This is a genomic window from Cognaticolwellia beringensis, assembly GCF_002076895.1.
GTDB lineage: Bacteria > Pseudomonadota > Gammaproteobacteria > Enterobacterales > Alteromonadaceae > Cognaticolwellia > Cognaticolwellia beringensis.
The window spans coordinates 3,409,464-3,430,435 of sequence record NZ_CP020465.1; the positions used below are offsets into that span (position 1 = coordinate 3,409,464).

Genomic DNA, 20,972 nt, shown 5'->3' on the forward strand with positions numbered 1-20,972 from the left:
ATGATGAAATTAGCACGAGTTTCCAGTTTAATACATAAAGACTTAAGGGTTGATTGCCAAGACGAGTCTTATCACGGCAAACAAGTACATCTGTCTCATATTGTTATGGCAGAAATCGTAAAAGCCGCACAATATTTTCCAATATTTTTCGCTAAAGACAGCGATACGGGGCAATTGCAATGCGTTGCGTTATTTGGCTTAAATGTCGATGAAAACCTTTATCAAGTTAATGGCTTATGGACAAACTGTTACATTCCTTTGAAAATTATTAGCCAACCATTTTATCTCATTAATGATGAAGAACAAGAGGGCAGTGGACATCATAAACCCTGTTTAGCCATTGATTTAAATGATCCTCGTGTACAAATAAAACATGGCGAACGTTTATTTACTGATGAGCTCGCAGCAACGCCATACCTGCAACAGCAGGCATCTCATTTATCTAATTTAACTCAAGGCTTTATCTTAAATTGTGCCTTTGTTGAGGCGTTAAGCCAATATGATTTAATAGAGCCGTTATCGTTAGAGATTAAGTACAACAATGGCCAAGAAAATAATCTTACGGGCCTTTATACTTTAAATAAACAGATGTTGAAAAAACTACCTAAAGCAGTACAAGGTGAATTTGAACGAAAGGGCTATGTTGAAATAATAACAAGTATGCTCTCATCTATGGGCCATATGAAAGCCTTAATTAATTTGAAAAACAATACTAATTTGACTAATTAAGTGATCTACTTTTTTATGAGAAAAATGAATAAAAAACTAAAGCTTTAGTTTAATCATTAAAATAAAGCAGATAATAAATCAACTTGCTATAACACCATATTTAAGTTCTAACATTCAATTGTTTTTATAAAAAAAGGCCACGTATTAGGTGGCCAAAGGAAGTCTTAGGATATACCTAACGAACAACAATAGTCTTAGATATCGAACTTTATGCCTTGAGCTAGCGGTAACTCTGTTGAATAATTTATAGTGTTTGTTTGACGGCGCATATAGGCTTTCCATGCATCTGAGCCAGACTCACGTCCACCACCGGTTTCTTTTTCACCACCAAAAGCACCACCAATTTCTGCGCCTGATGTACCAATGTTTACATTCGCAATACCGCAATCTGATCCCCAGTGAGAAAGAAAATTTTCGGCTTCACGTAAGTTATCGGTAAATATTGCTGAAGATAAACCTTGTACTACATCGTTTTGGATTGCGATAGCATCGTGTACGTCACCAGCATATTTTATTAAATAGACAATGGGGGCAAAGGTTTCGTTTTGTACCATGTCAAAGCTATTTTCAGCTTCTACAATCGCTGGTTTTACATAACAGCCAGATTCAAAACCCGGGCCAGATAACACATCACCACCGCAAAGTAAGTGACCGCCTTCAGCTTGAACTTTCTCAAGTGCTTGGCTAAACATGGCGACGGCTTGATGATCTATTAATGGCCCAACATGGTTGTTTTCATCTAACGGATTACCAATTTTTAAACCGCTGTAGGCTTTTACTAATATATCTTTAACCTGTGTGTAGATGCTTTCATGCACGATCACTCGGCGCGTTGTGGTACAGCGTTGGCCAGCCGTTCCAACAGCACCAAAAACAATACCAGGTATGGCTATTTTTAAATCGGCTTGCGCCGTTAAAATAGTGGCATTGTTACCACCTAACTCTAAAATAGACTTGCCAAAGCGCGCAGCCACACTGACACCAGCATGGCGACCTACCGCTGTTGATCCGGTTACCGACATTAGCGGAATGCGTTTATCATGCAGCATGCCTTCACCAAGCACATTACCATCACCAATAACTAATGAAAAAATACCTTCAGGCAAATCATTTTCGATAAGTACATCTTTTAAAATATTTTGACAAGCAATAGCGGTAAGTGGTGTTTTCTCAGAAGGTTTCCATACGGTAACATTGCCACATATTGCCGATATCATGGCATTCCAAGCCCATACAGCAACCGGAAAGTTAAACGCTGAAATTACACCAACAATACCTAAAGGGTGATACTGATCATACATGCGATGTAATGGTCGTTCAGAGTGTAATGTTGAGCCATCGAGTTGGCGTGAAAGGCCGACAGCAAAATCACAAATATCGATCATCTCTTGAACTTCACCTAAACCTTCTTGTAGAGATTTGCCCATTTCATAAGCAACTAACTCACCTAAGGGTTGTTTTGAATCACGTAATTTATTACCTATTTGACGAACAATGTCACCACGTAATGGTGCAGGGACGGTACGCCATGATTTAAAAGCTTCACTAGCGGTTGAAATTACTTTTTCATAGTCGTCATTTGAGCATTTATAAACACTGGCTATTTGAGAGCCGTCTGCAGGCGTAGAAATATCAAATTGACCATTATCTTCGGTCTTAAGCCATGCAGTACCGGTAGAAGCGCCATAATTTATTGCGTTAATGTTGAGTGTTTTTAAAAAATTCATAATAACCCTATTAATTTTATTTGTGATAAATGTTTAATAATTGATTTGTTGTTGAGCAAAGCGCTATTACTGGCTTAGCGCTTTTAATCCCAATTCAAGCACGTGAATAAATTTATCTGCATCATTGATATTAAATGCCATCGGTGGCTTTATTTTTAAAATGTTATAAAAACGGCCTTCGGTACTGAGCAATATTTGATGTTGTTTGAAAAACTCGACTAACCATGACGTTTGTTCAGTCGCAGGGGATTTAGTGTTTCTATCTTCGACTAACTCGACACCAATAAATAAGCCTAAACCACGAACATCGCCAATTAAGTGGTATTTATCCTGCAGTTTACGTAACTTGTCTTGTAAATAATTGCCGGTTTTTTTCGCATGCGCTATAAGGTTTTCATCTTCAATAACATCGAGCACCGCCATACCAATCGCGCACGAGACCGGATTTCCACCGAAGGTATTAAAATATTCCATTCCGGTGACAAAACTATCGGCAATGGCTTGGGTGGTAATAACCGCAGCCATTGGATGGCCATTACCAATCGGTTTTCCTAGCGTGACAATGTCAGGCACGACATTTTGTGTTTCAAATGCCCACATATGTGAACCCACACGGCCAAAACCAACTTGCACTTCATCGGCGATACAAACCCCACCTGCGTCTCTTACATGTGAATAAACAGCAGGTAAATAGCCAGCAGGCATAATTATTTGCCCAGCAACACCTTGTAAAGATTCACAAATAAAGGCGCCTACTTTTTTTCCTGACTGCTGTAATTGCACAATGGTTTTTTGCACACTATCAGCATAAGCAATGGCGGTATCTGGGTTATCGCCTAAGAATTCTCCGCGATAAGGGTCTGGCAAGGTCACGGTATGTACATGCGGTTGTGCTCCTTCACCGCCAGGACCATTAAACTTATATGGGCTAGCTTCAATACAGGCATTAGTGTTGCCATGATAGGCACCATCAACAACAATAAGCTCTTTTGATTTTGTGTGACAACGCGCAAGACGAAAGGCCAGTTCGTTGGCTTCGCTGCCCGAATTTACTAACATACACACAGATAGCTGTTCAGGCATTGTTGCTAAAAGCTTCTCGGCATAATTGACAATATTGTCATGCAAATAACGGGTGTTGGTATTTAATTTTGCTAATTGTTGTTGACCTGCCGCAACAACTTTAGGGTGACAATGCCCAACATGGCAGACATTATTTACCATGTCTAAGTAAGGCGTGCCTTGCTCATCAAATAAGTAAGCACCTTGGCCACGTACCATTTTCAATGGTGTTTCATAGCTTAAACTTAAGGTTTTACCTAAATGTTTTTTACGATAATTAATAATATTATCTTTTGCTTGGCCACTATCAACTGACATAGTGCATGCTTGTCGTAATTGACATAAAACAGCGTATGGGTTTAATACTTTTAATTGTTCAAGTAGTTGCCAAGCGGGTTTAACTGAGACTAATAAATATTCATTATCTGGTTGTTGGGATATTGCCAATGCGGCATTACACACTGAAGTGCATAAACGTAACGTGATTAAAGAATATAAGACTTCTAATTCAGCATCGCTTAACGGGCGAGCTTGATGATAACTTGCCACCATTGCTTTTAATACGCTTAATAAGTCCTGCTTATCTGCCTTTTTCCCCATAAGGGCATAGGCGCAAGTAATCGCCAGTTCATTGATAATATGGCTATGAACCATATCGCCAAAATCAATCAAGCCTAATATTTTTGTTGGCGCGTTAACGTTGTTAATCAGTAAATTGTAATCATTGGCATCATTATGAATAACCCCTTGCGGCAGTTGTCCAAGTAAAGGCAGGGTTTGTGTCTGATACAGCGTTAAAAAGTGCTCAACTAAGCTAGTTTGTTGGCTATTTAGCAAAGACTTTTTACTCATGCAAACACGATAACCTTGCGCTAAATCCCAGTCTAGATAGCGATACGCCCCCGGATGTTCAAAATCAGCTAATGCGAGATCTATATTGCCCATGAATTGACCAAGATCAGACCATAATTCTGGGTTGTGGCTTAATGAGTTTGCGTCAACATAAAAGTCGCCCGGTAAATAAGTTAACACTCTTAAACAAAAAGCTTGCTGTTGCGAATTCTTAATGGTCGTTATCGTTTGTGCATTTTTATTTACCAAGGCATGAGGAACAGCACATTTCTTCAGTGTTAAATGTGCCATTGCTGCATTTTGCATTTCAAGCTCGAGTCTCGGCTCTGCAGAATTAGCAACTTTTACAATGTAATGCACATTATCTGTCGTAGTTAATCGTAAGTTTTGATCACAATAACCAGGTAGTTTTTTCAAAGTTCCGGCTAAATTGTAATGTTCTGCTAATATATCGACTAATTCATCATCAGAAAATGAAGGAGTTATCTGTGCTGTCATAATTTGCCTCTAAGCATTAATGATGTAAATAATTTATTTAATAAGTGAACGTGCCAGCACTGCTACATTAGCTTCTTGTTGGCTAAAAGGTACTAACGTGAAGCCATATTGGTAGCTTTTTGCAGGTATCGTATATTCAGGGTGAACTAATCGTCCCCAAGAAGTATCTCCTCCCACACCCATTTGTTTATGGTCAATATTTACCGTCACTAAATTACGCATAGGTACTTCTGCACCACGTTTTGTTGTGACTGGAACTAAGCCTGAAGCAGACTCTGAACCATCTTTTCCGGCAATAAAGTCAATGTCACTTTGTTTGTATGGCCAAGCGCTTGCATTAAGAGGCTGGTCGCCTACCGCAAGTAACCCCGTGCCTTGTACACTTTTTAATGCTATCCAACGAACATCGGTTTTATTGGCATTTTCTTGTGGACGAATATAATGATGTATTTGATCTTTAACCGCACTTTTATAGAGCGAAATTTTTGCCGACGTATTGCGATCTGCATAGTTCTCATGTGGTCCGCGGCCAAACCAAGATAATTGCTGATAATCGCCAGGCATTGCTAATTGCATGCCTAATCTTGGTAAATTCGGCAATGTTTGACCTTCAGCAATAGTTAACTGATTGCTCACATGTACTTGTCCGTTATTTTTTATATGATAAACAACGTTATATTGACCAGCAAAGTCTGTGTTTTTATATTGTGTAGTGACTTGGTATCCGTCAGTTGTTGCTGCGTGTGATATTTTTTTTAGTTGCAATTTATCAGCGGCTGATTGCCAAATAGCCGCCCATTTTTGCATACCATTACCTAAATCATTGTCGGTTGGAGCACGCCAAAAGTTTGCTTTCATTGGCGATTTAATTAACGCTTGGCCTTGGTGAGTATAGTTGCTTAGCCATCCGGTAGTTTTATCAAAAGTTATTGTTGTTTTGCCATTGTCAAAACTCAGTAATTTAGCGCTGTCTTGAACTTTAGATATTTTATTTTCGTTTGCTTTAAGCTGTTGGGCGATTAACTTAACCGGTAATTGAAATTGCTCAAAAGCTAATTCATGGCCAGCATCTAATAAACCTTGAGGTGCGCGTAATACTGCACTTAGGGTGATAAAGTACTCTTTGTTATCCTGTGTGGGCAAACTAGGCACAGCAAGGTTAATGGTACTTTTTTGACTGGGTTTAACCGAAGGTAATGCTTGAGAGCCTTTTGCAAATACTTCACCGTCAGCTTCTATTAACCAATGTAAATCATATTGATTTATATCGATAAAATCATAACGATTTTCAACACTGAACTGGCCGTTTTTACCGTCTAATTCGTCAAAGCGAATTGCTTGATAAACTTTTTTAACTTCAAATGCGTGCGGATGAGGTTCACGATTTGGATTCATTAAACCATTATTTAAGAAGTTTCCATCACTGGGTATGCTTGGGTGGAAGTCTTTACCATAAGCCCAATATTTAACACCATTTTCATTGGTATATTCTAATGACTGATCAACCCAGTCCCAAATAAAACCACCTTGTAGTACGTCATATTTTTCAATGGCCTGCCAATAGTCTTTTAAATTACCCACAGAATTTCCCATGGCGTGAGCATACTCAATCATAATTGCCGGACGTTTTGGCTTTGATTTTGCGTATTCAACTAAACGCTCAATAGAAGGGTACATAGGGGCAAATACATCAGTGTAATGTTCTTCTTCTGCCGGTTCATATTGTACTAAACGACTATCGTCTTGGTCTTTTAACCATTGGTATGTCGCTTCGAAAACTTTACCTTTGCCAGCTTCATTGCCTAACGACCAAATGATGATAGAAGGGTGGTTTTTATCTCGTTCGAACATACGTTGCGTGCGATCTAAATGAGCCGGTAACCAACTCATTTCATTGCCAAGCTGTGTTTTTTCATTGATTGCTAATGGATGTGACTCAATGTTTGCTTCATCAATTACATATAAACCGTATTTGTCCGTTAAATCATACCAATAAGTGTCGTTAGGATAATGGCTTGAGCGCACGGCATTGATATTAAATTGCTTCATTAATTTAATATCTTTTTCCATTGATGCTCTCGTCACCACATGACCATGCTGGGGATCTGTTTCATGGCGATCTACGCCTCGAATAGTAATCGCTTTACCATTAATAGTTAACTGACTATTGACGACGGCTAAATGTCTAAAGCCGATATCACTACGAATTGATTCAATGACATTACCTCGACGATCTTTCAAATTAATGAGTAGGGTATATAAGTTAGGTGTTTCAGCTGACCACAGTGCTGGATTTTTAATCCCCTCACTGATAGAAATTGTTTTTAAGCTGTTACCATCAAGGGTAAACTTTTGTTGTTGTGAAGCAATGACGGTCATATTGTTGCGAGGATCTAATAACTGCACCTCAATGCGTTGCTTTGAGCGTTTGTCATTAAAGTTTTTCAGGTCGATATCAAGACTAAGTGTGCCTTTTGTAAAGTCACTATTAAGTGTTGGCTTGGCATGAAAATCAAAAACATGCTGTTTTGGCGTTGCATATAAATAAACGTCACGTTCGATACCTGAAATTCTTAACATGTCTTGGCTTTCTAAATAACTCGCATCAGTCCAGCGACGAATTTGAAAGGCAAGTAAGTTTTCATCTGCTTTTATATAAGAGGTTATATCAAATTCAGCTGGCGTTTTAGAACCTTGGCTAAAACCAACTTTTTCACCATTAAGCCATACATCTAATGACGACTTTGCAGCACCGACATGCAGAAATACTTGTTTGTTTTTCCATGAACTGGGCAAGGTGAAAGGTTTACGGTATGACCCTATAGGATTGTAATCTTTTGGAGCATCAGGCCAGGTAGTGGCAAAAGGAAAGCGTTCGTCTAGATAGATTGGGTAGCCAAAACCTTCAGTTTCCCAATTGCCAGGAACTGGAATATGTGACCACTTATCGTCGTTATAATTAATTTTTTCAAAATCAACAGGTTTATTTACCGGTGAGCGCTGCCAATTAAATTTCCACAAACCATTCAATAAAAGAAAATTATTGCTTTGCTCTTTTACATTACTTAAAGATTCATAAATTGATTGGTAAGGAAAAAGCGTAGCATGCGGGGCTTCTTTGTTTATCGAGAATACTTCATGGTTTTCCCAAGGTTCTCGAGTGTCTGCAAAGGCGTTGATAGAGGTTGCTAATAAAGAGCTTACAGCAACTTGAACTAATAATTTTAATTTCATTATAAATCTTAAATAACTAAACAATAGTATTTATAATACAATTAAAAAAAAGAAGAGCAAGTGTTTTATGAAATTGCAGTATTTTAAATCTACAAAGAGATATTAATTTATATTGCAAAAAGCTAGTGTATTTACAAACTCTCATTTATCATACAAATATTATTAGTATAAAATAGAACCATTTAATGGAATCTTCACATCTAAATTTGACCCAACAGTTAGTGCATGCTTTGGGCAAAAAAATTATGCAAGGCAGCTATAAAGTTGGCGATAGTTTGCCTTCTGAAGCTGATTTATGTATTGAATTTAATATCAGCCGAACAGCAACACGAGAAGCGGTAAAAATGCTAACAGCGAAAGGGCTGATTAGCTCAAGGCCAAGACAAGGCATAAGAGTCGCCGAATCTAAGCACTGGAATTTGTTTGATGCTGATGTATTGAACTGGATTTTAGTGGGTAAGCCTGATTTATACCTGCTCAGACACTTCCTGCAATTACGGTTAGCGATAGAAACTAAAGCGGCGTATTTAGCGGCACAATATGCTCAAGAATCTGATCTTAAAGCCATAGAAAGCGCGTTGGTCAGGATGAAAGATGCCACTAATGGTAAAGACGACACTCATGAAGCTGATATTGCCTATCACCAGAGTGTGTTAACTGCGAGCAATAATCCATTCTTCATTCAATTAATCAACTTCATTACTACCGCTTTAAAAGTCAACATTCGTTTTACCAATAGAATGATTGCGGTAACACAAGAAGAATATGAAGCACACGTTGAAATCTATGAATACATTAAAAACAAAGACCCTGAAGCGGCATCAAAAGCAGCACTTATTACTCAAAAAGCTACGCTAGCACTGGTTGACGTTCAAATTCATGAGTATGAAAATAAATCACCGTTAACGTAACGGATTATATTAGCTAAAAACACTGACTTTTAAAGTGAGCTAATTGATTATATTTTTCAGTCAGTTGAGTAATGACTTAAACTGTTTTAGTTGATACTAATCACGGTTTTTTACACATTAGCTTTGCTTGTATTTTAGCTATTTCAGCGGTTGAGATTAGCCAATTTTGAGCTTGTATTTAATTTGTTCTTAGAGTGATTTAAATACAAAAGGGGGCAGAATGGCGCTTGAACTAGTTAAAAGTAACCTTTGGCAACAAACATCAAAAAGTACACTGAAAACTAATCATCTCAATAAAGATAAGTCTGTCGATGCTGTCATAATAGGCGGCGGCTTCACTGGCGTTTCTTGTGCATTAAGAATGGCAGAAAAAGGCTACAAAGTTCTTTTGTTAGAAGCAGAGTCAATAGGGTATGGTGGCTCAGGGCGTAATGTTGGCTTGGTCAATGCTGGACTTTGGATGGAGCCAGAAAAAGTTGAGTCTGTAATGGGACCAACAGCGGGTAAAAAGCTTAATCAATTACTTTCACGTGGACCTGAATTAGTTTTTGCTAATATTAATCAATACAATATTGCATGTGAATTAACTCAAACGGGCACATTACATTGTGCGCACTCCAAAGCCGGCCTTGAAAACTTACAAAATAGATTACGACAATATCGCTCTAGAGGCACAAAAGTAGATTTATTGTCTAAAGCAGAAACAGCCGACAAAATAGGGTCATCCGTTTATCACGGCGCGTTACATCTTCCTGACGCAGGCACTATTCAACCACTTGCTTATATACGGGGGCTTGCTCATGCCGCTATAGCCGCAGGCGTATCAATTCATCAAGAAACACCCGTTACGGCAATAGAGCGCAAAGCACAATCTTGGCATATATCAACAGCAGAATATAACATTAAGTCAGATGCTATTGTTATCGCCACAAATGCTTATCATCAAGGTTTGCACAGCTCTCCTGCACCGAGTTATACCGCGGTCAATTACTTTCAAACGGCTACTAAGCCTCTTCCTAGTGACTTTTTGAACAAAATTTTGCCAGAACGTCAGGGGTGTTGGGATACGGCGGTGATAATGTCTTCTGTTCGGTGCGATCAAGCGGGCAGGTTGATCATTGGCTCGGTAGGTTCACTTAATCTACCATCAGGTGCCATTCACTATAACTGGGCTCAACATAGGCTAAAAACCCTTTTTCCTTTTATAAATGACATAGGCTTTGAACATGCTTGGCAAGGCCGTATCGCGTATTCAAACGATCATTTACCTCATATTACTGAGTTTGGCCCAAATGCGATAAGTGTTTTTGGCTATAGTGGCAGAGGAATAGGTCCAGGAACCGTCTTTGGGCAATCAGCCGCAGACTACTTAATTTCCGGTGATTGCTCTTATCTTCCTGTTGAACCTGTTAGCGCTTATACAGAAAATTTTAGCCAGTTGAAAGGGGCTTTTTATGAGCTTGGCGCAACGCTTTACCATGGTGGTAAAAGCATCTTTTAACGTTAATAGTTCTCTTGGCTAATATCACTACAGCGCTTTACTGCCATATGCTTGAACTATAACGGCATAAACATAAACTAAAGTAGCGCAAACTGATAAATAATTGTTTTGTGGTAGCTTTCACCCGAGCTTAAAATAGTCGAAGGAAAATGATCGACGTTAACTGCATCAGGAAAGCCTTGTGCTTCAAGACAAACCCCTTGATAGGCTTTAAACTCATTACTTAAATAGGAGCCTGTGTAGAGCTGAAGGGCAGGTTGATCGGTAAAAAGGCTCATCGTTACCTTTTTCGACTTTGAGGTTAATACCGCACAGGCTTGCTGTAATGATGGTTTATCAAGCACCATACAGTGATCAAAGCCTTGAAAACTATTTATTGCTTTAGCTCTTTGTTTTTGTTGTTTTTCGCCGATACAGCTTTCATTTCTAAAATCAAAATTACTATTAAGCACCGATAATATTTTACCGGTTGGCGTATTCGATGCGCTTGATTGTAAATAGTTTGATGCGTTTATGGTTAATAATAAAGCTTCGCAGCTTGTTTCACCTAAATTGAAATAGCTATGATTGGTGATATTAACTGGCGTAGGGGCATCCGTTACGCCGCGGTATTGAATGATTAATTGATTTTCTTCAGTTAATTCAAACTCAACGTTAATCTGCAAGTTACCTGGAAAGCCTTGATCGCCATCGCATGACTCTAATGATAAGGTCACATGCTGTTTATCTTGGGTATTTTTGTCTATTGTCCACAGCCGATTGGCAAAATTATCACTACCGCCATGTAGACAGTTATCACCATCATTTTGACTTAAATTATAGCTGCTGCCATTCAAGGTAAACTTAGCGTTGCTGATTCGATTGCATACTCGTCCGCACGTGGCCCCAAGATAAAAGCTATCATGCTTATAATCATCAACCTTTGCATGGCCAACGATCATTTCAGTTGCGCTGCCGTCGATATTAAGTTTTATCGACGATACCCGCGCGCCTAAATTGCATAATGTTACGCTCATACCCTTGTTATTAGATAAAATAACACTTTCAATCTGAGTCATGATTTATTTATATCCATCGGGGTTTTTCGACTGCCAATGCCAGGTATCACGCATCATTTGTGCTAAATCTCGCTTTGCATGCCAATGTAATTCGGTATTGGCTTTACTAGCGTTTGCCCAAAAAGCCGGTAAATCACCAAGTCTTCTCGGGGCTACATCAAAAGCGATATTTTTTAAGGTAGCTTGTTCAAAGGCCTTAACAATTGCAAAAACAGACGTGCCGCAACCTGTACCTAAATTAAAGGCTTCTACCCCTGTAAAGTGAGCGTTAGCATGTAGCCAATTTAATGCGCAAACATGTCCTTCGGCTAAATCCATAACATGTAAATAGTCACGTTCACAGCTGCCGTCTTTAGTGGGGTAGTCATCACCAAAGATATTGAGCTTTTCTCGCTTACCTACGGCAACTTGGGCTAAATAAGGTAATAAATTATTTGGGATACCGGTAGGGTCTTCACCTATTTCGCCACTTTCATGTGCTCCAACAGGGTTAAAGTACCGCAGGGAAACACCTCGAAACTTAACATCGGCAAGCGCATAGTCTGCCATAATGCGCTCAACCATCACTTTGCTTGCGCCATAAGGGCTTGATGGGCTGCCAAGTTTCATGGTTTCTACATAAGGTACGTCATTATCTTCACCATAAACCGTTGCTGAAGAGCTAAAGATAAAATCATGCACCTGATATTTCGCCATTACTTCGAGCAAATTCACTGCGCCGTAAACATTGTTTTGATAATATTGAAGCGGTATTTCACTCGACTCACCTACCGCTTTTAAGGCGGCAAAATGAATCACGGACGAAATTTTATGTTGTTGAAAAACGCGATCAAGGACCGCCGTATCACGAATATCTCCCGCAACAAATTCTACGGTTTTACCGGTAAGTTGTTCAACACGCTTTAAGGACTCAATACTTGAATTGACTAAATTATCAAACACCACTACTTGAACATTATTATCAAGTAAACTTAATACTGTGTGAGAGCCAATGTAACCCGCACCACCAGTAACTAAAACTTTCATTGTAAAACCTTAATATTATTCATTTATAACGACCTATTTATAACTATCTACATATAACTGAAAGCTGAAACCTTATAGCTAAATACTGGCAATTATTTGCGTAAAAGGCCTACGAATAGGCCTTTCTTATGCTCAATAAATAATTTACCGTTACCACCAAGTTGCATATACTGCGATTAAAATGATAACCACACCGAGTGCAGCAATATTAAAGTTACTTGAGGTTTCAAAGTTAATATCATCTAATTTTACGCTGCTATTTTTTCCTTGGTCGGGTTTAGCGAGGGAAACAATGACACATACGATTAAACATAATAAAAACACCAAACCGACTCTGTCCATAAAAGGTAATGCAACCCAGTAAACTTTTAACAAGATAGAGAAAATCGCTGAGCCAATGGCGGCCGCTAATGCGCCGGCTGAACTAGCTTTCGACCAGAACATACCCATCATGAATATCACGACAATACCTGGAGTAAAGAAGCCGGTGAATTCTTGAATATATTGAAACGCTTGGTCGAATTGTCCTAGCAAGGGCTCTGCAACGACTAAAGCAATAACGAGTGACGTTAATGTCGCTAAACGACCCACGCCAACATAATGACGTTGAGATTTCCCCGGCTTTAACTTGCTGTAAATATCCATAGTGAAAATGGTGGAAATGCTGTTGGTCATTGAAGCTAGAGATGACACGATAGCGGCAACTAAAGCGGCAAAAACAAGGCCTTTAATACCGGTAGGCATTAAGTCCATCATTGACGGATACGCTTGATCAGCAGCACTTAATTGGGGATATAAAACAACCGCGGCTATACCTGGTAAAACAACGATGAACGGCATCAACAATTTAAGATAAGCAGCAAAGGCAATACCTTTTTGTGCTTCATTAATATCTTTTGCCGCTAACGCACGTTGAATAATATATTGATTAAAGCCCCAATAGCTTAGATTCATGATCCACAAGCCACCAATCAATACAGATAAGCCTGGTAAGCTCATATAATGTTCGCTATCTGGGCTTAAAATCATGTCAAAGTGATTAGGTAATTGCTCAGTTAAAATACCAAACCCTGCCAAAACACCTTTGCCTTCTGAAACTGCATCCAACGCTAAGTAACTTAAAAGTAAACCACCAAAAACTAACAAAACCACCTGTAAAATATCAGTGTACGCAACCGCTTTTAAACCGCCGTATAATGAATAGGCAACGGAAAATATCGCTAAGAAAATCATCCCGTACATCCAGTCAACACCCGCTACAGTTTCAATAGCCAAACCACCTAACCAAAGTACAGCGGTTAAATTAACAAAGATATAAACCGCCAACCAGAAGAGTGCTAAGGTTGTTTTTACCTTACTATCGAAACGTTGCTCTAAATATTGCGGCATGGTAAAAATTTCATTTTTCAAGAAAATAGGTAGCATGTATTTACCCACTATAATCAAGGTAATTGCGGCCATCCACTCATAAGACGCAATGGCTAAGCCTATAGCATAACCTGAGCCAGACATGCCAATAATTTGTTCTGCTGAAATATTAGCGGCAATTAATGACGCACCTATCGCCCACCAAGGTAGGGCTTTACTGGCGAGAAAGTAATCTTCGGTGCTTTTACTTGCGCCTTTTTCTTCGCGTGAAATCCACAGTGCTAAGACCAATAAACCCATGACATACGCAATAAAGATGCTGATATCGAGTATTTCTAATTTCATACCTTAAACCTTATTTTATTTATTATATTTATTTAACGTTAATAGTAGTTTTAGTCGTTACTAAAAGCACCTTCAGCGGCGATACAAACATAAACGTCAGCTTGCAATCCTGTTTTTGCTTGATATTGAGCCTGTATTGTTGCTCGCACCTGTGCAACTAAATCGTCGGGGGTTAAGGCAATAATACAACCGCCAAAGCCACCACCGGTCATTCTAACACCGCCGCGCTGACCTAAAGTCGTATCAATAATGTCAACCAAAAAGTCTAACTCTGCGGTAGTTATTTCAAAATCATTCTTCATTGAAAGGTGAGATTGCGTCATTAACTGACTCATGGTCACCATATCATTAGCATTTAATGCTTTTAGCGCCTGTGTTGTTCGGGTGTTTTCAGTAATGATATGCTTAGCACGCTGATAAATAACCGGTGTTAAATTAGCTTTTTCCTGCGTTAACTCGGTCAGCGTAACATCGCGTAAAGCCGGTTTATTAAAGTGTTTTGCTGCTGCTTCACATTGCTCACGACGAGTATTATATTCGCTATCAACTAAACCACGCTTAACGTTTGAGTTAACAATAACCAACGACATACCTTCGGGAATAATGGCATGTTCAAAGGTTAAACTTCGACAATCAAGTAACATGGCATGGCCGGCTTTACCTAGTGCAGAAATAAGCTGATCCATAATGCCGCAGTTGCAACCGACAAATTCGTTTTCAGCTTTTTGCCCCATTAATGCTGCTTTTACTCCATCGAGTGGAATATTATTTAAGCTGGAAAATGTTTTTAAAATAGCAATTTCGAAGCTTGCTGATGAGCTAAGCCCTGTGCCTTGTGGAACATTGCCCGAAACGACAAGATCGGCACCACGCATATCAGGAAAAGCACTTTGTAATACCTTTAGTGTGCCACGGATGTAATTAACCCACATTTGTTCGGTGCTAAACTCAATATTGTCTAAATTAAAGCTATTTGTTTCGCCGTTACAATCAATTGCCAGCACGTTAATCGTTCTATCTGAGCGTAGTGTAGCCGCGATATCTGTGCCAAAATTAATTGCCGCAGGTAATACAAAACCATCATTATAATCGGTATGTTCGCCAATTAAATTAACTCGCCCAGGAGCATGAAAAACCTGCGCTGGCGCATAATGATAATGCTGAATAAAGTGCTCGCTGATCATTGCTTGTCTTGATATTACTTTTTTTGACATGAAGCAGAATCCTTATAATGTATATTAGGCACATCACGTAACCTTTGAGCGGCTTGTTCTGCGGTTAAATCACGTTGTGATTCTGCCATCATTTCATAACCGACCATAAATTTTCGTACCGTCGCAGAACGCAATAATGGTGGAAAGAAACTAGCATGTAGCGTCCATTCTGGGTGAGTTTCTCCATCATAAGGCGCACCATGCCAACCCATAGAGTATGGGAATGAACAATTAAATAAATTATCGTATCTGATGGTGATTTGTTTAATGGCATCGGCTAAAGAACGTTGTTGCTCAGCGGTTAAATCTGTCATGCGCGTAATCGCAAAACGTGGCAATAATAAGGTCTCAAAAGGCCAACCCGCCCAATAGGGTACAACCACTAACCAATCATCATTTTTTACGACAACACGTTCGCCAAGATCAGCTTCGCGTTGAGCATAATCGAGTAATAAGTTGCTGTTATATTTATGATAATAGCTTGATAAAGCGTTTTGCTTTTTATTTACTAAGGTTGGTAGTTGCTGCTGCGACCATATCTGGCCATGGGGGTGTGGGTTTGAGCAACCCATCATAGCGCCTTTATTTTCAAAGACTTGAACCCATTGATATAATTTACCTAACTCTTGACACTGACGCTGCCAAGTAGCGACCACTTCAGTAATTTCAGTAACACTCAATTGTGGCAGGGTTTTACTATGATCGGGAGAAAAACAAATAACCCGACTTTCACCTTGCTCTGTTGCCATTTTAAAAAGTGGATCGTTAGTCACTGCTTGCGGTGTATCAGTTTTTAATGCAGCAAAATCATTAGCAAAGACAAATGTATTAGCATAATGGTCGTTAACCTCACCGTTTATGCGGGTATTACCCGGACATAAAAAGCAGCTTTCATCATATTGAGGTCTTACATCTTCATCCACCGTCTCTACTTGACCCTGCCAAGGTCTTTTAGCACGGTGGGGAGAAACTAGCACCCATTCCTCAATCAGTGGATTGAACCTACGGTGGGGATGCTCTGTTGGATCAAAAGTGGAATCCATAAAAAACCTCAATTTTTGTTTCAATTAAATTACAATACAAAAAGGGTAAACGTTTTCATTTTTTAGTTCAATAGTTAATTTTAATTTTATTTAAAGGGTCTTAACATATTTAAATAAAGGGTGTAGTATCGATTTAAAATTAATAAACGTTTACATTATGTCTACTATTAAAGATGTTGCTCGCATTGCTGGAGTGTCTATTGCTACCGTTTCTAGGGTCGTCAATAATGGTCCTAAAGTGGGCAGTAAAACCCGCGAAAAAGTATCGCTTGTCATGAAAGAGCTAGGTTATACGCCTAATGCCAATGCTCGCGCATTAGTCACTCAAAAATCTACTACCATTGGTGTCGTGGTACCTGAATTAACTGATCCATTCTTTGCGTCATTAGCAAGTGGCGTGGATAAAATTGCCCGAGTTAACAATATGCAATTACTGCTTAGTACCGCGCAACAAAGTGCGGAGTCAGAGCGAGCAGCGATTAACCTCCTTATTGAAAGGCGTTGTCAGGCAATTGTTTTACATAGTAAAAAATTACCAGATGCTGAATTGATTGCTTTATGTGAAAAAATGCCTGGATTAATCTTAATCGACCGCCTAATAGAAAATATAAAAGATAAATGTGTTTGGCTAGATAATGAAGAAGGTGGAAAAATTGCCGCTCGACACTTAATGTCGCTTGGGCATAAAGAAGTAGCGTGTATTAGTAGCAAATATCAGATTGAAGATCCGACATTAAGACTCAAAGGTTTCTCTCAAGAGTACCGTCGTGCAGGTATCGAAATTAATGCAGAACATATTGAATATGGAGAGCCCAATCAACAAGGGGGGGAGGTAGCAACACAGCGACTACTAGCCTCTGGTCATAAATTTTCAGCTATTTTCGTTTACAACGATGCGATGGCAATTGGCGCAATTTCAACCTTAGAAGATAATGGCTATAAAGTGCCGCAAGCTGTTTCAGTCATCGGTTTTGATGATGTGCTAATCTCCCGTTACTCACGCCCAAAATTAACTACGCTGCATTATCCTGTTGAGGAAATGGCCCAACAAGCGGCCTTACTTTCACTGAATAAACCCATAGAACATGAAAAGTTAAACAATGGGGGTTATAAGTATATTCCACACATAGTTAAACGTGAATCTACCAGCGAAAAGTCATAAGTATTGGAGATCCTATTGTTTATAATAAAGCATGTGATTTAGTCTGCTTTACTCGCTTAATGCTTTATTTAACAATTTAATCCCTGCGCAGTAATGACCTCTGATCGAGAATACGGAACAGATACGTATTCTTTTCATGGTAACTTGGCTTCCGCTATTAATTTTATTTATGGTTTGATAAATTGATTTGTTGCCAAGCGTTATTACTGAATATACTCGCAGTGTTCAGCGTGATTTAGGTCCTTATACCGGTGTTTTTTTGATATGGCCTAGTATAATTTTACTGTATGATGCCCGATTTTATGAGGATATTTACAGACATTGCAGCGCTCTATTTTTACTGAACGTAATTACCTGACCTATTTATGTGGTAGTCTTTTTTCTACTCAGGGTCTCTGGATTCAACGCATGACCCTAGGCTGGATGATGTGGGATACAACCCATTCAGAAAGTTGGTTGGGTATGTTGGTCTTTCTGATGTTTTTCCCAACCATATTAGTAGGTCCATTGTTTGGCGTGATGGTTGATCGCATCAACCGTCGTCAAGCGGCCGTTGTAACCAGTATTATTCTCGGACTGATATCACTATTATTGTCTTTATTAGTGTGGCACCAGTTAGTTAATGAGTTAACGCTGTTATTTTTTGCCTTGGCAATAGGGATTGCCAATAGCGCTTATCAATCGATACGGCTGTCTTTAGTACCTGAATTAGTTAGCACTTCGAATATGCCTAAAGCAGTCGCTATTAATGCCGTTTTATATAATACCTCGCGCTTTATTGGACCTGTTATTGCCGGGTTTTTAATTAAATTTCAAGGCAACGCTGTCGCATTTGCCGTGGTATCTGCCACTTATATACCGCTAATTATCGTTTTATTACTGTTAAAACTCGATGATCATCACCAGGGATCAGGGGCAGAGAAATTTACTTTTTTCATGGATATAAAAGCTGGGCTGGCTTATGCTCGCAATTCTGATCTGATTTTACGTTTACTAATGTTAATTGCTGTATCTGCTATTTTAGGTCGCGGTTTGTTAGAGATATTACCTGCCGCGGTTGATGTGCTTTACGGGCGAGGTGTGGAAGGTTTAGCCTGGTTGAATTCAGCTGCGGGAGTCGGTGCAATTATTGCGGGTTTATTACTGTCTTCTTCCAGTGCCAAACACTTGTTACTTGCCACGCGCTTAGGCGTTATAGCGGCCGGTATATTACTCATATTGTTTAGTTATACTCATAGTTTTGAACTAGGTTTGCTGATTGTGGCAGGCTTAAGTTTTTGTGCGACGGTTTGCGGTGTAGGTACACAGTCACTCATACAGGTTTCCGTAGCAAGTGCTTTTAGAGGAAGAGTCATGAGCTTATGGGGCTCGGTTAATATTGGAGGAGGAGCATTAGGAGGCTTATTATTCGGGGTGCTTACCGAGTTTATGGGCTATTCGTTTACACTGATAACTCTGGGTTTACTGAGTGTTATTATCGCTTATGTCGCCTCGCGCAAGATTTTATTACCAGCAGCACTGAAACCAAAGCCATCGGGGCAATAATGGCAGTTTATGCTGGAACTGAACTAGCCGAACATTGACTTTAATAAGCTAAACTTGCACAGTTTTATCTTGTTCAGTAGTAGTCTGATTATCTCTTTAAAAAAGACAATATCTCATCCTAGCGTATTAAAAAAGCCAACAAGTTTCCTTGTTGGCTTTTGCTGTATTTGTTTTTATAAAATGCTAACTATAACTGCGATTGGATGTAATTCTCTAAACCTATAGTTTTAATCAGACCAAGTTGTTGCTCTAGCCAAAAGGCGTGGTCAACTTCAGTGTCATCAAGTAACTTTTCGAGTATTTCTCGGGTTACGTAATCTTTTTCTTTTTCACAAAGCGCAATCGCTGATCTTAGTGCCTTAGCTACGTCATATTCTACATCTAAATCACTTTGCAGCATTTCAGGTACGGTTTTACCAATATTTAAACCCGCACGCGTTTGCATGTCAGGCATGCCTTCTAAAAATAGAATGCGCTGAATTAGCATTGATGCGTGTAATTTTTCATCATCAAACTCGTGATCGATGCGTTCAAATAATTTATTAATACCCCAATCTTCATACATGCGTGAATGAATGAAATATTGGTCCATTGCTGCTAATTCATAAGCGAGTAGGCCATTTAATGCCGAAATAACTTGAGTATTACCTTTCATTTTTCTTTCCTTATAACGGGTCTAACTTATGACTGTTAAAGCTGTGATTGAATGAATTTTTCAATACCCATAGCGTCAATTTGGTATTGCTGAGTTTCCAGCCAGTCTAGATGTTCTTCTTCATCGTTTAAAATAGCATCTAGCATTTCACGGCTAACGTAATCTTGTTCTTGCTCACAAACGGTGATGGCATTTCGTACTATCGCAATTTGTGCCGTTTGAAAGCCAGTATCGCACTTGATCATTTCTTGGGTATGTTCACCAATAGAAAGTGGCGCTAATTGTTGTAAGTTGGGTAAGCCTTCGAGGAATAATATGCGCTCAATAACCTTGTCAGCTTGCTTCATATCGAGAATTGATTTTTTATAGCACTTGCTATTTAAGGCATTGATACCCCAGTTTTTATACATGCGGGCGTGAAGAAAGTATTGATTAATCGATGTTAATTCACTGGTAAGTACTTTGTTAAGTATAGCCAGTACTGTTTTGTTGCCTTTCATTATAGCCTCAAATTTAAGGTGATTAAATATTGACTGTAATTATAGGAGAAAAGTGGTGATATGCCAAAGGTTTATTATAAAAAACCTTTAAAAACAAGTATTTGAAAATGCTAATCGTTATCACTTAGAGTCAAACAATTAGCGGGAATTATTTATTTAACCGACTTCTTTAAATAAGCTTTCATCCATGATGGTGTTATCTATAATATTTTGCGCAACTTTCACACAAGTACCACATTGAGAACCTAACGGTAAATGTTGTTTTAGTTCACGTATAGAACCAACACCTGATTCAGTGACTAATTGTTTAATTTGATGATCTGTGATGCCTTTGCAAATACAAACAAACATGGTAAAAATTCGCTCTTGATTGGTAACGCGATTGATAATAGTTCTTATTTGAATTCGTTTCAACAATTAATTTACGCTTTTTAATAGAAGCCTGATAAATATAATAATTTAATTCGATAGAGTGTACTTGTTTATTTATTAGACTATAAATTTCCAGGTTATTAGCATACCAATTCAATTTACTTGTATTC

Annotated in this window: 16 protein-coding genes; 5 read left to right on the plus strand and 11 right to left on the minus strand. The window is 38.9% G+C overall.

Features of this window, described 5'->3' with window-relative positions; all coding sequences use genetic code 11:
- Positions 1–729: a SapC family protein gene (locus B5D82_RS14365; protein WP_081152471.1), complete on the plus strand. Its 729-nt coding sequence runs from the start codon at positions 1–3 to the stop codon at positions 727–729.
- Positions 730–923: 194 nt separating this feature from the next.
- On the opposite strand, the gene amaB is transcribed toward B5D82_RS14365, so the two are convergent.
- From amaB to lacZ, 3 genes are all read right to left on the minus strand, one after another.
- On the minus strand, positions 924–2,456 hold the full coding sequence (gene amaB / locus B5D82_RS14370; RefSeq protein WP_081152473.1) for an L-piperidine-6-carboxylate dehydrogenase: 1,533 nt from the start codon (positions 2,454–2,456) through the stop codon (positions 924–926).
- Positions 2,457–2,522: 66 nt separating this feature from the next.
- Positions 2,523–4,868, minus strand: a complete 2,346-nt coding sequence (locus B5D82_RS14375) for an aminotransferase class III-fold pyridoxal phosphate-dependent enzyme (RefSeq protein ID WP_081152474.1) — start codon at positions 4,866–4,868, stop codon at positions 2,523–2,525.
- Positions 4,869–4,901: 33 nt separating this feature from the next.
- Complete coding sequence (lacZ, locus tag B5D82_RS14380; protein ID WP_081152476.1) at positions 4,902–8,102, minus strand: beta-galactosidase, LacZ type; 3,201 nt, start codon at positions 8,100–8,102, stop codon at positions 4,902–4,904.
- 185 nt (positions 8,103–8,287) lie between these two features.
- Between lacZ and B5D82_RS14385 the strand changes: the two genes are divergently transcribed.
- Positions 8,288–9,013 carry a FadR/GntR family transcriptional regulator gene (locus B5D82_RS14385; RefSeq protein ID WP_081152477.1) on the plus strand — a complete coding sequence of 242 codons (726 nt, stop codon included), beginning with the start codon at positions 8,288–8,290 and terminating at the stop codon, positions 9,011–9,013.
- 220 nt (positions 9,014–9,233) lie between these two features.
- A complete protein-coding gene (locus tag B5D82_RS14390) occupies positions 9,234–10,514 on the plus strand; it encodes an NAD(P)/FAD-dependent oxidoreductase (RefSeq protein ID WP_081152479.1) in 1,281 nt (426 codons plus the stop codon).
- A gap of 77 nt (positions 10,515–10,591) precedes the next feature.
- On the opposite strand, the gene B5D82_RS14395 is transcribed toward B5D82_RS14390, so the two are convergent.
- From B5D82_RS14395 to B5D82_RS14415, 5 genes are all read right to left on the minus strand, one after another.
- Positions 10,592–11,572: an aldose epimerase family protein gene (locus tag B5D82_RS14395; protein ID WP_081152480.1), complete on the minus strand. Its 981-nt coding sequence runs from the start codon at positions 11,570–11,572 to the stop codon at positions 10,592–10,594.
- Between the two features lie 3 nt (positions 11,573–11,575).
- Complete coding sequence (gene galE / locus B5D82_RS14400) at positions 11,576–12,598, minus strand: UDP-glucose 4-epimerase GalE (protein WP_081152482.1); 1,023 nt, start codon at positions 12,596–12,598, stop codon at positions 11,576–11,578.
- Between the two features lie 150 nt (positions 12,599–12,748).
- Positions 12,749–14,311, minus strand: coding sequence for a sodium/sugar symporter (locus tag B5D82_RS14405; RefSeq protein WP_081152483.1), 1,563 nt, complete (start codon positions 14,309–14,311; stop codon positions 12,749–12,751).
- 50 nt (positions 14,312–14,361) lie between these two features.
- Complete coding sequence (gene galK, locus B5D82_RS14410; protein ID WP_081152485.1) at positions 14,362–15,525, minus strand: galactokinase; 1,164 nt, start codon at positions 15,523–15,525, stop codon at positions 14,362–14,364.
- Complete coding sequence (locus B5D82_RS14415; protein WP_081152486.1) at positions 15,510–16,568, minus strand: UDP-glucose--hexose-1-phosphate uridylyltransferase; 1,059 nt, start codon at positions 16,566–16,568, stop codon at positions 15,510–15,512. The genes galK and B5D82_RS14415 overlap by 16 nt, the downstream gene beginning before the upstream one ends.
- A gap of 157 nt (positions 16,569–16,725) precedes the next feature.
- Between B5D82_RS14415 and B5D82_RS14420 the strand changes: the two genes are divergently transcribed.
- A complete protein-coding gene (locus B5D82_RS14420; protein WP_081152488.1) occupies positions 16,726–17,730 on the plus strand; it encodes a LacI family DNA-binding transcriptional regulator in 1,005 nt (334 codons plus the stop codon).
- A gap of 321 nt (positions 17,731–18,051) precedes the next feature.
- Positions 18,052–19,275, plus strand: a complete 1,224-nt coding sequence (locus B5D82_RS14425; protein WP_081152489.1) for an MFS transporter — start codon at positions 18,052–18,054, stop codon at positions 19,273–19,275.
- A gap of 187 nt (positions 19,276–19,462) precedes the next feature.
- Here the strand turns inward: B5D82_RS14425 and bfr (B5D82_RS14430) are convergent, their stop codons facing one another.
- The 3 genes from bfr (B5D82_RS14430) to B5D82_RS14440 form a co-directional block, all read right to left on the minus strand.
- Positions 19,463–19,930, minus strand: coding sequence for a bacterioferritin (gene bfr, locus B5D82_RS14430; RefSeq protein ID WP_081152491.1), 468 nt, complete (start codon positions 19,928–19,930; stop codon positions 19,463–19,465).
- A 35-nt stretch (positions 19,931–19,965) separates the two neighbouring features.
- A complete protein-coding gene (gene bfr, locus B5D82_RS14435; RefSeq protein WP_081152492.1) occupies positions 19,966–20,430 on the minus strand; it encodes a bacterioferritin in 465 nt (154 codons plus the stop codon).
- A gap of 156 nt (positions 20,431–20,586) precedes the next feature.
- Positions 20,587–20,781, minus strand: a complete 195-nt coding sequence (locus tag B5D82_RS14440; protein WP_081154530.1) for a bacterioferritin-associated ferredoxin — start codon at positions 20,779–20,781, stop codon at positions 20,587–20,589.
- Positions 20,782–20,972: the final 191 nt, after the last annotated feature.

What these genes read in the sequence shown, in the direction of transcription:
- B5D82_RS14365 (WP_081152471.1), top strand. Translation starts at nt 1, where the DNA reads ATGATGAAATTAGCACGAGTTTCCAGTTTAATACATAAAGACTTAAGG.
- amaB (WP_081152473.1), bottom strand. Translation starts at nt 2,456, where the DNA reads ATGAATTTTTTAAAAACACTCAACATTAACGCAATAAATTATGGCGCT.
- B5D82_RS14375 (WP_081152474.1), bottom strand. Translation starts at nt 4,868, where the DNA reads ATGACAGCACAGATAACTCCTTCATTTTCTGATGATGAATTAGTCGAT.
- lacZ (WP_081152476.1), bottom strand. Translation starts at nt 8,102, where the DNA reads ATGAAATTAAAATTATTAGTTCAAGTTGCTGTAAGCTCTTTATTAGCA.
- B5D82_RS14385 (WP_081152477.1), top strand. Translation starts at nt 8,288, where the DNA reads ATGGAATCTTCACATCTAAATTTGACCCAACAGTTAGTGCATGCTTTG.
- B5D82_RS14390 (WP_081152479.1), top strand. Translation starts at nt 9,234, where the DNA reads ATGGCGCTTGAACTAGTTAAAAGTAACCTTTGGCAACAAACATCAAAA.
- B5D82_RS14395 (WP_081152480.1), bottom strand. Translation starts at nt 11,572, where the DNA reads ATGACTCAGATTGAAAGTGTTATTTTATCTAATAACAAGGGTATGAGC.
- galE (WP_081152482.1), bottom strand. Translation starts at nt 12,598, where the DNA reads ATGAAAGTTTTAGTTACTGGTGGTGCGGGTTACATTGGCTCTCACACA.
- B5D82_RS14405 (WP_081152483.1), bottom strand. Translation starts at nt 14,311, where the DNA reads ATGAAATTAGAAATACTCGATATCAGCATCTTTATTGCGTATGTCATG.
- galK (WP_081152485.1), bottom strand. Translation starts at nt 15,525, where the DNA reads ATGTCAAAAAAAGTAATATCAAGACAAGCAATGATCAGCGAGCACTTT.
- B5D82_RS14415 (WP_081152486.1), bottom strand. Translation starts at nt 16,568, where the DNA reads ATGGATTCCACTTTTGATCCAACAGAGCATCCCCACCGTAGGTTCAAT.
- B5D82_RS14420 (WP_081152488.1), top strand. Translation starts at nt 16,726, where the DNA reads ATGTCTACTATTAAAGATGTTGCTCGCATTGCTGGAGTGTCTATTGCT.
- bfr (WP_081152491.1), bottom strand. Translation starts at nt 19,930, where the DNA reads ATGAAAGGTAATACTCAAGTTATTTCGGCATTAAATGGCCTACTCGCT.
- bfr (WP_081152492.1), bottom strand. Translation starts at nt 20,430, where the DNA reads ATGAAAGGCAACAAAACAGTACTGGCTATACTTAACAAAGTACTTACC.
- B5D82_RS14440 (WP_081154530.1), bottom strand. Translation starts at nt 20,781, where the DNA reads ATGTTTGTTTGTATTTGCAAAGGCATCACAGATCATCAAATTAAACAA.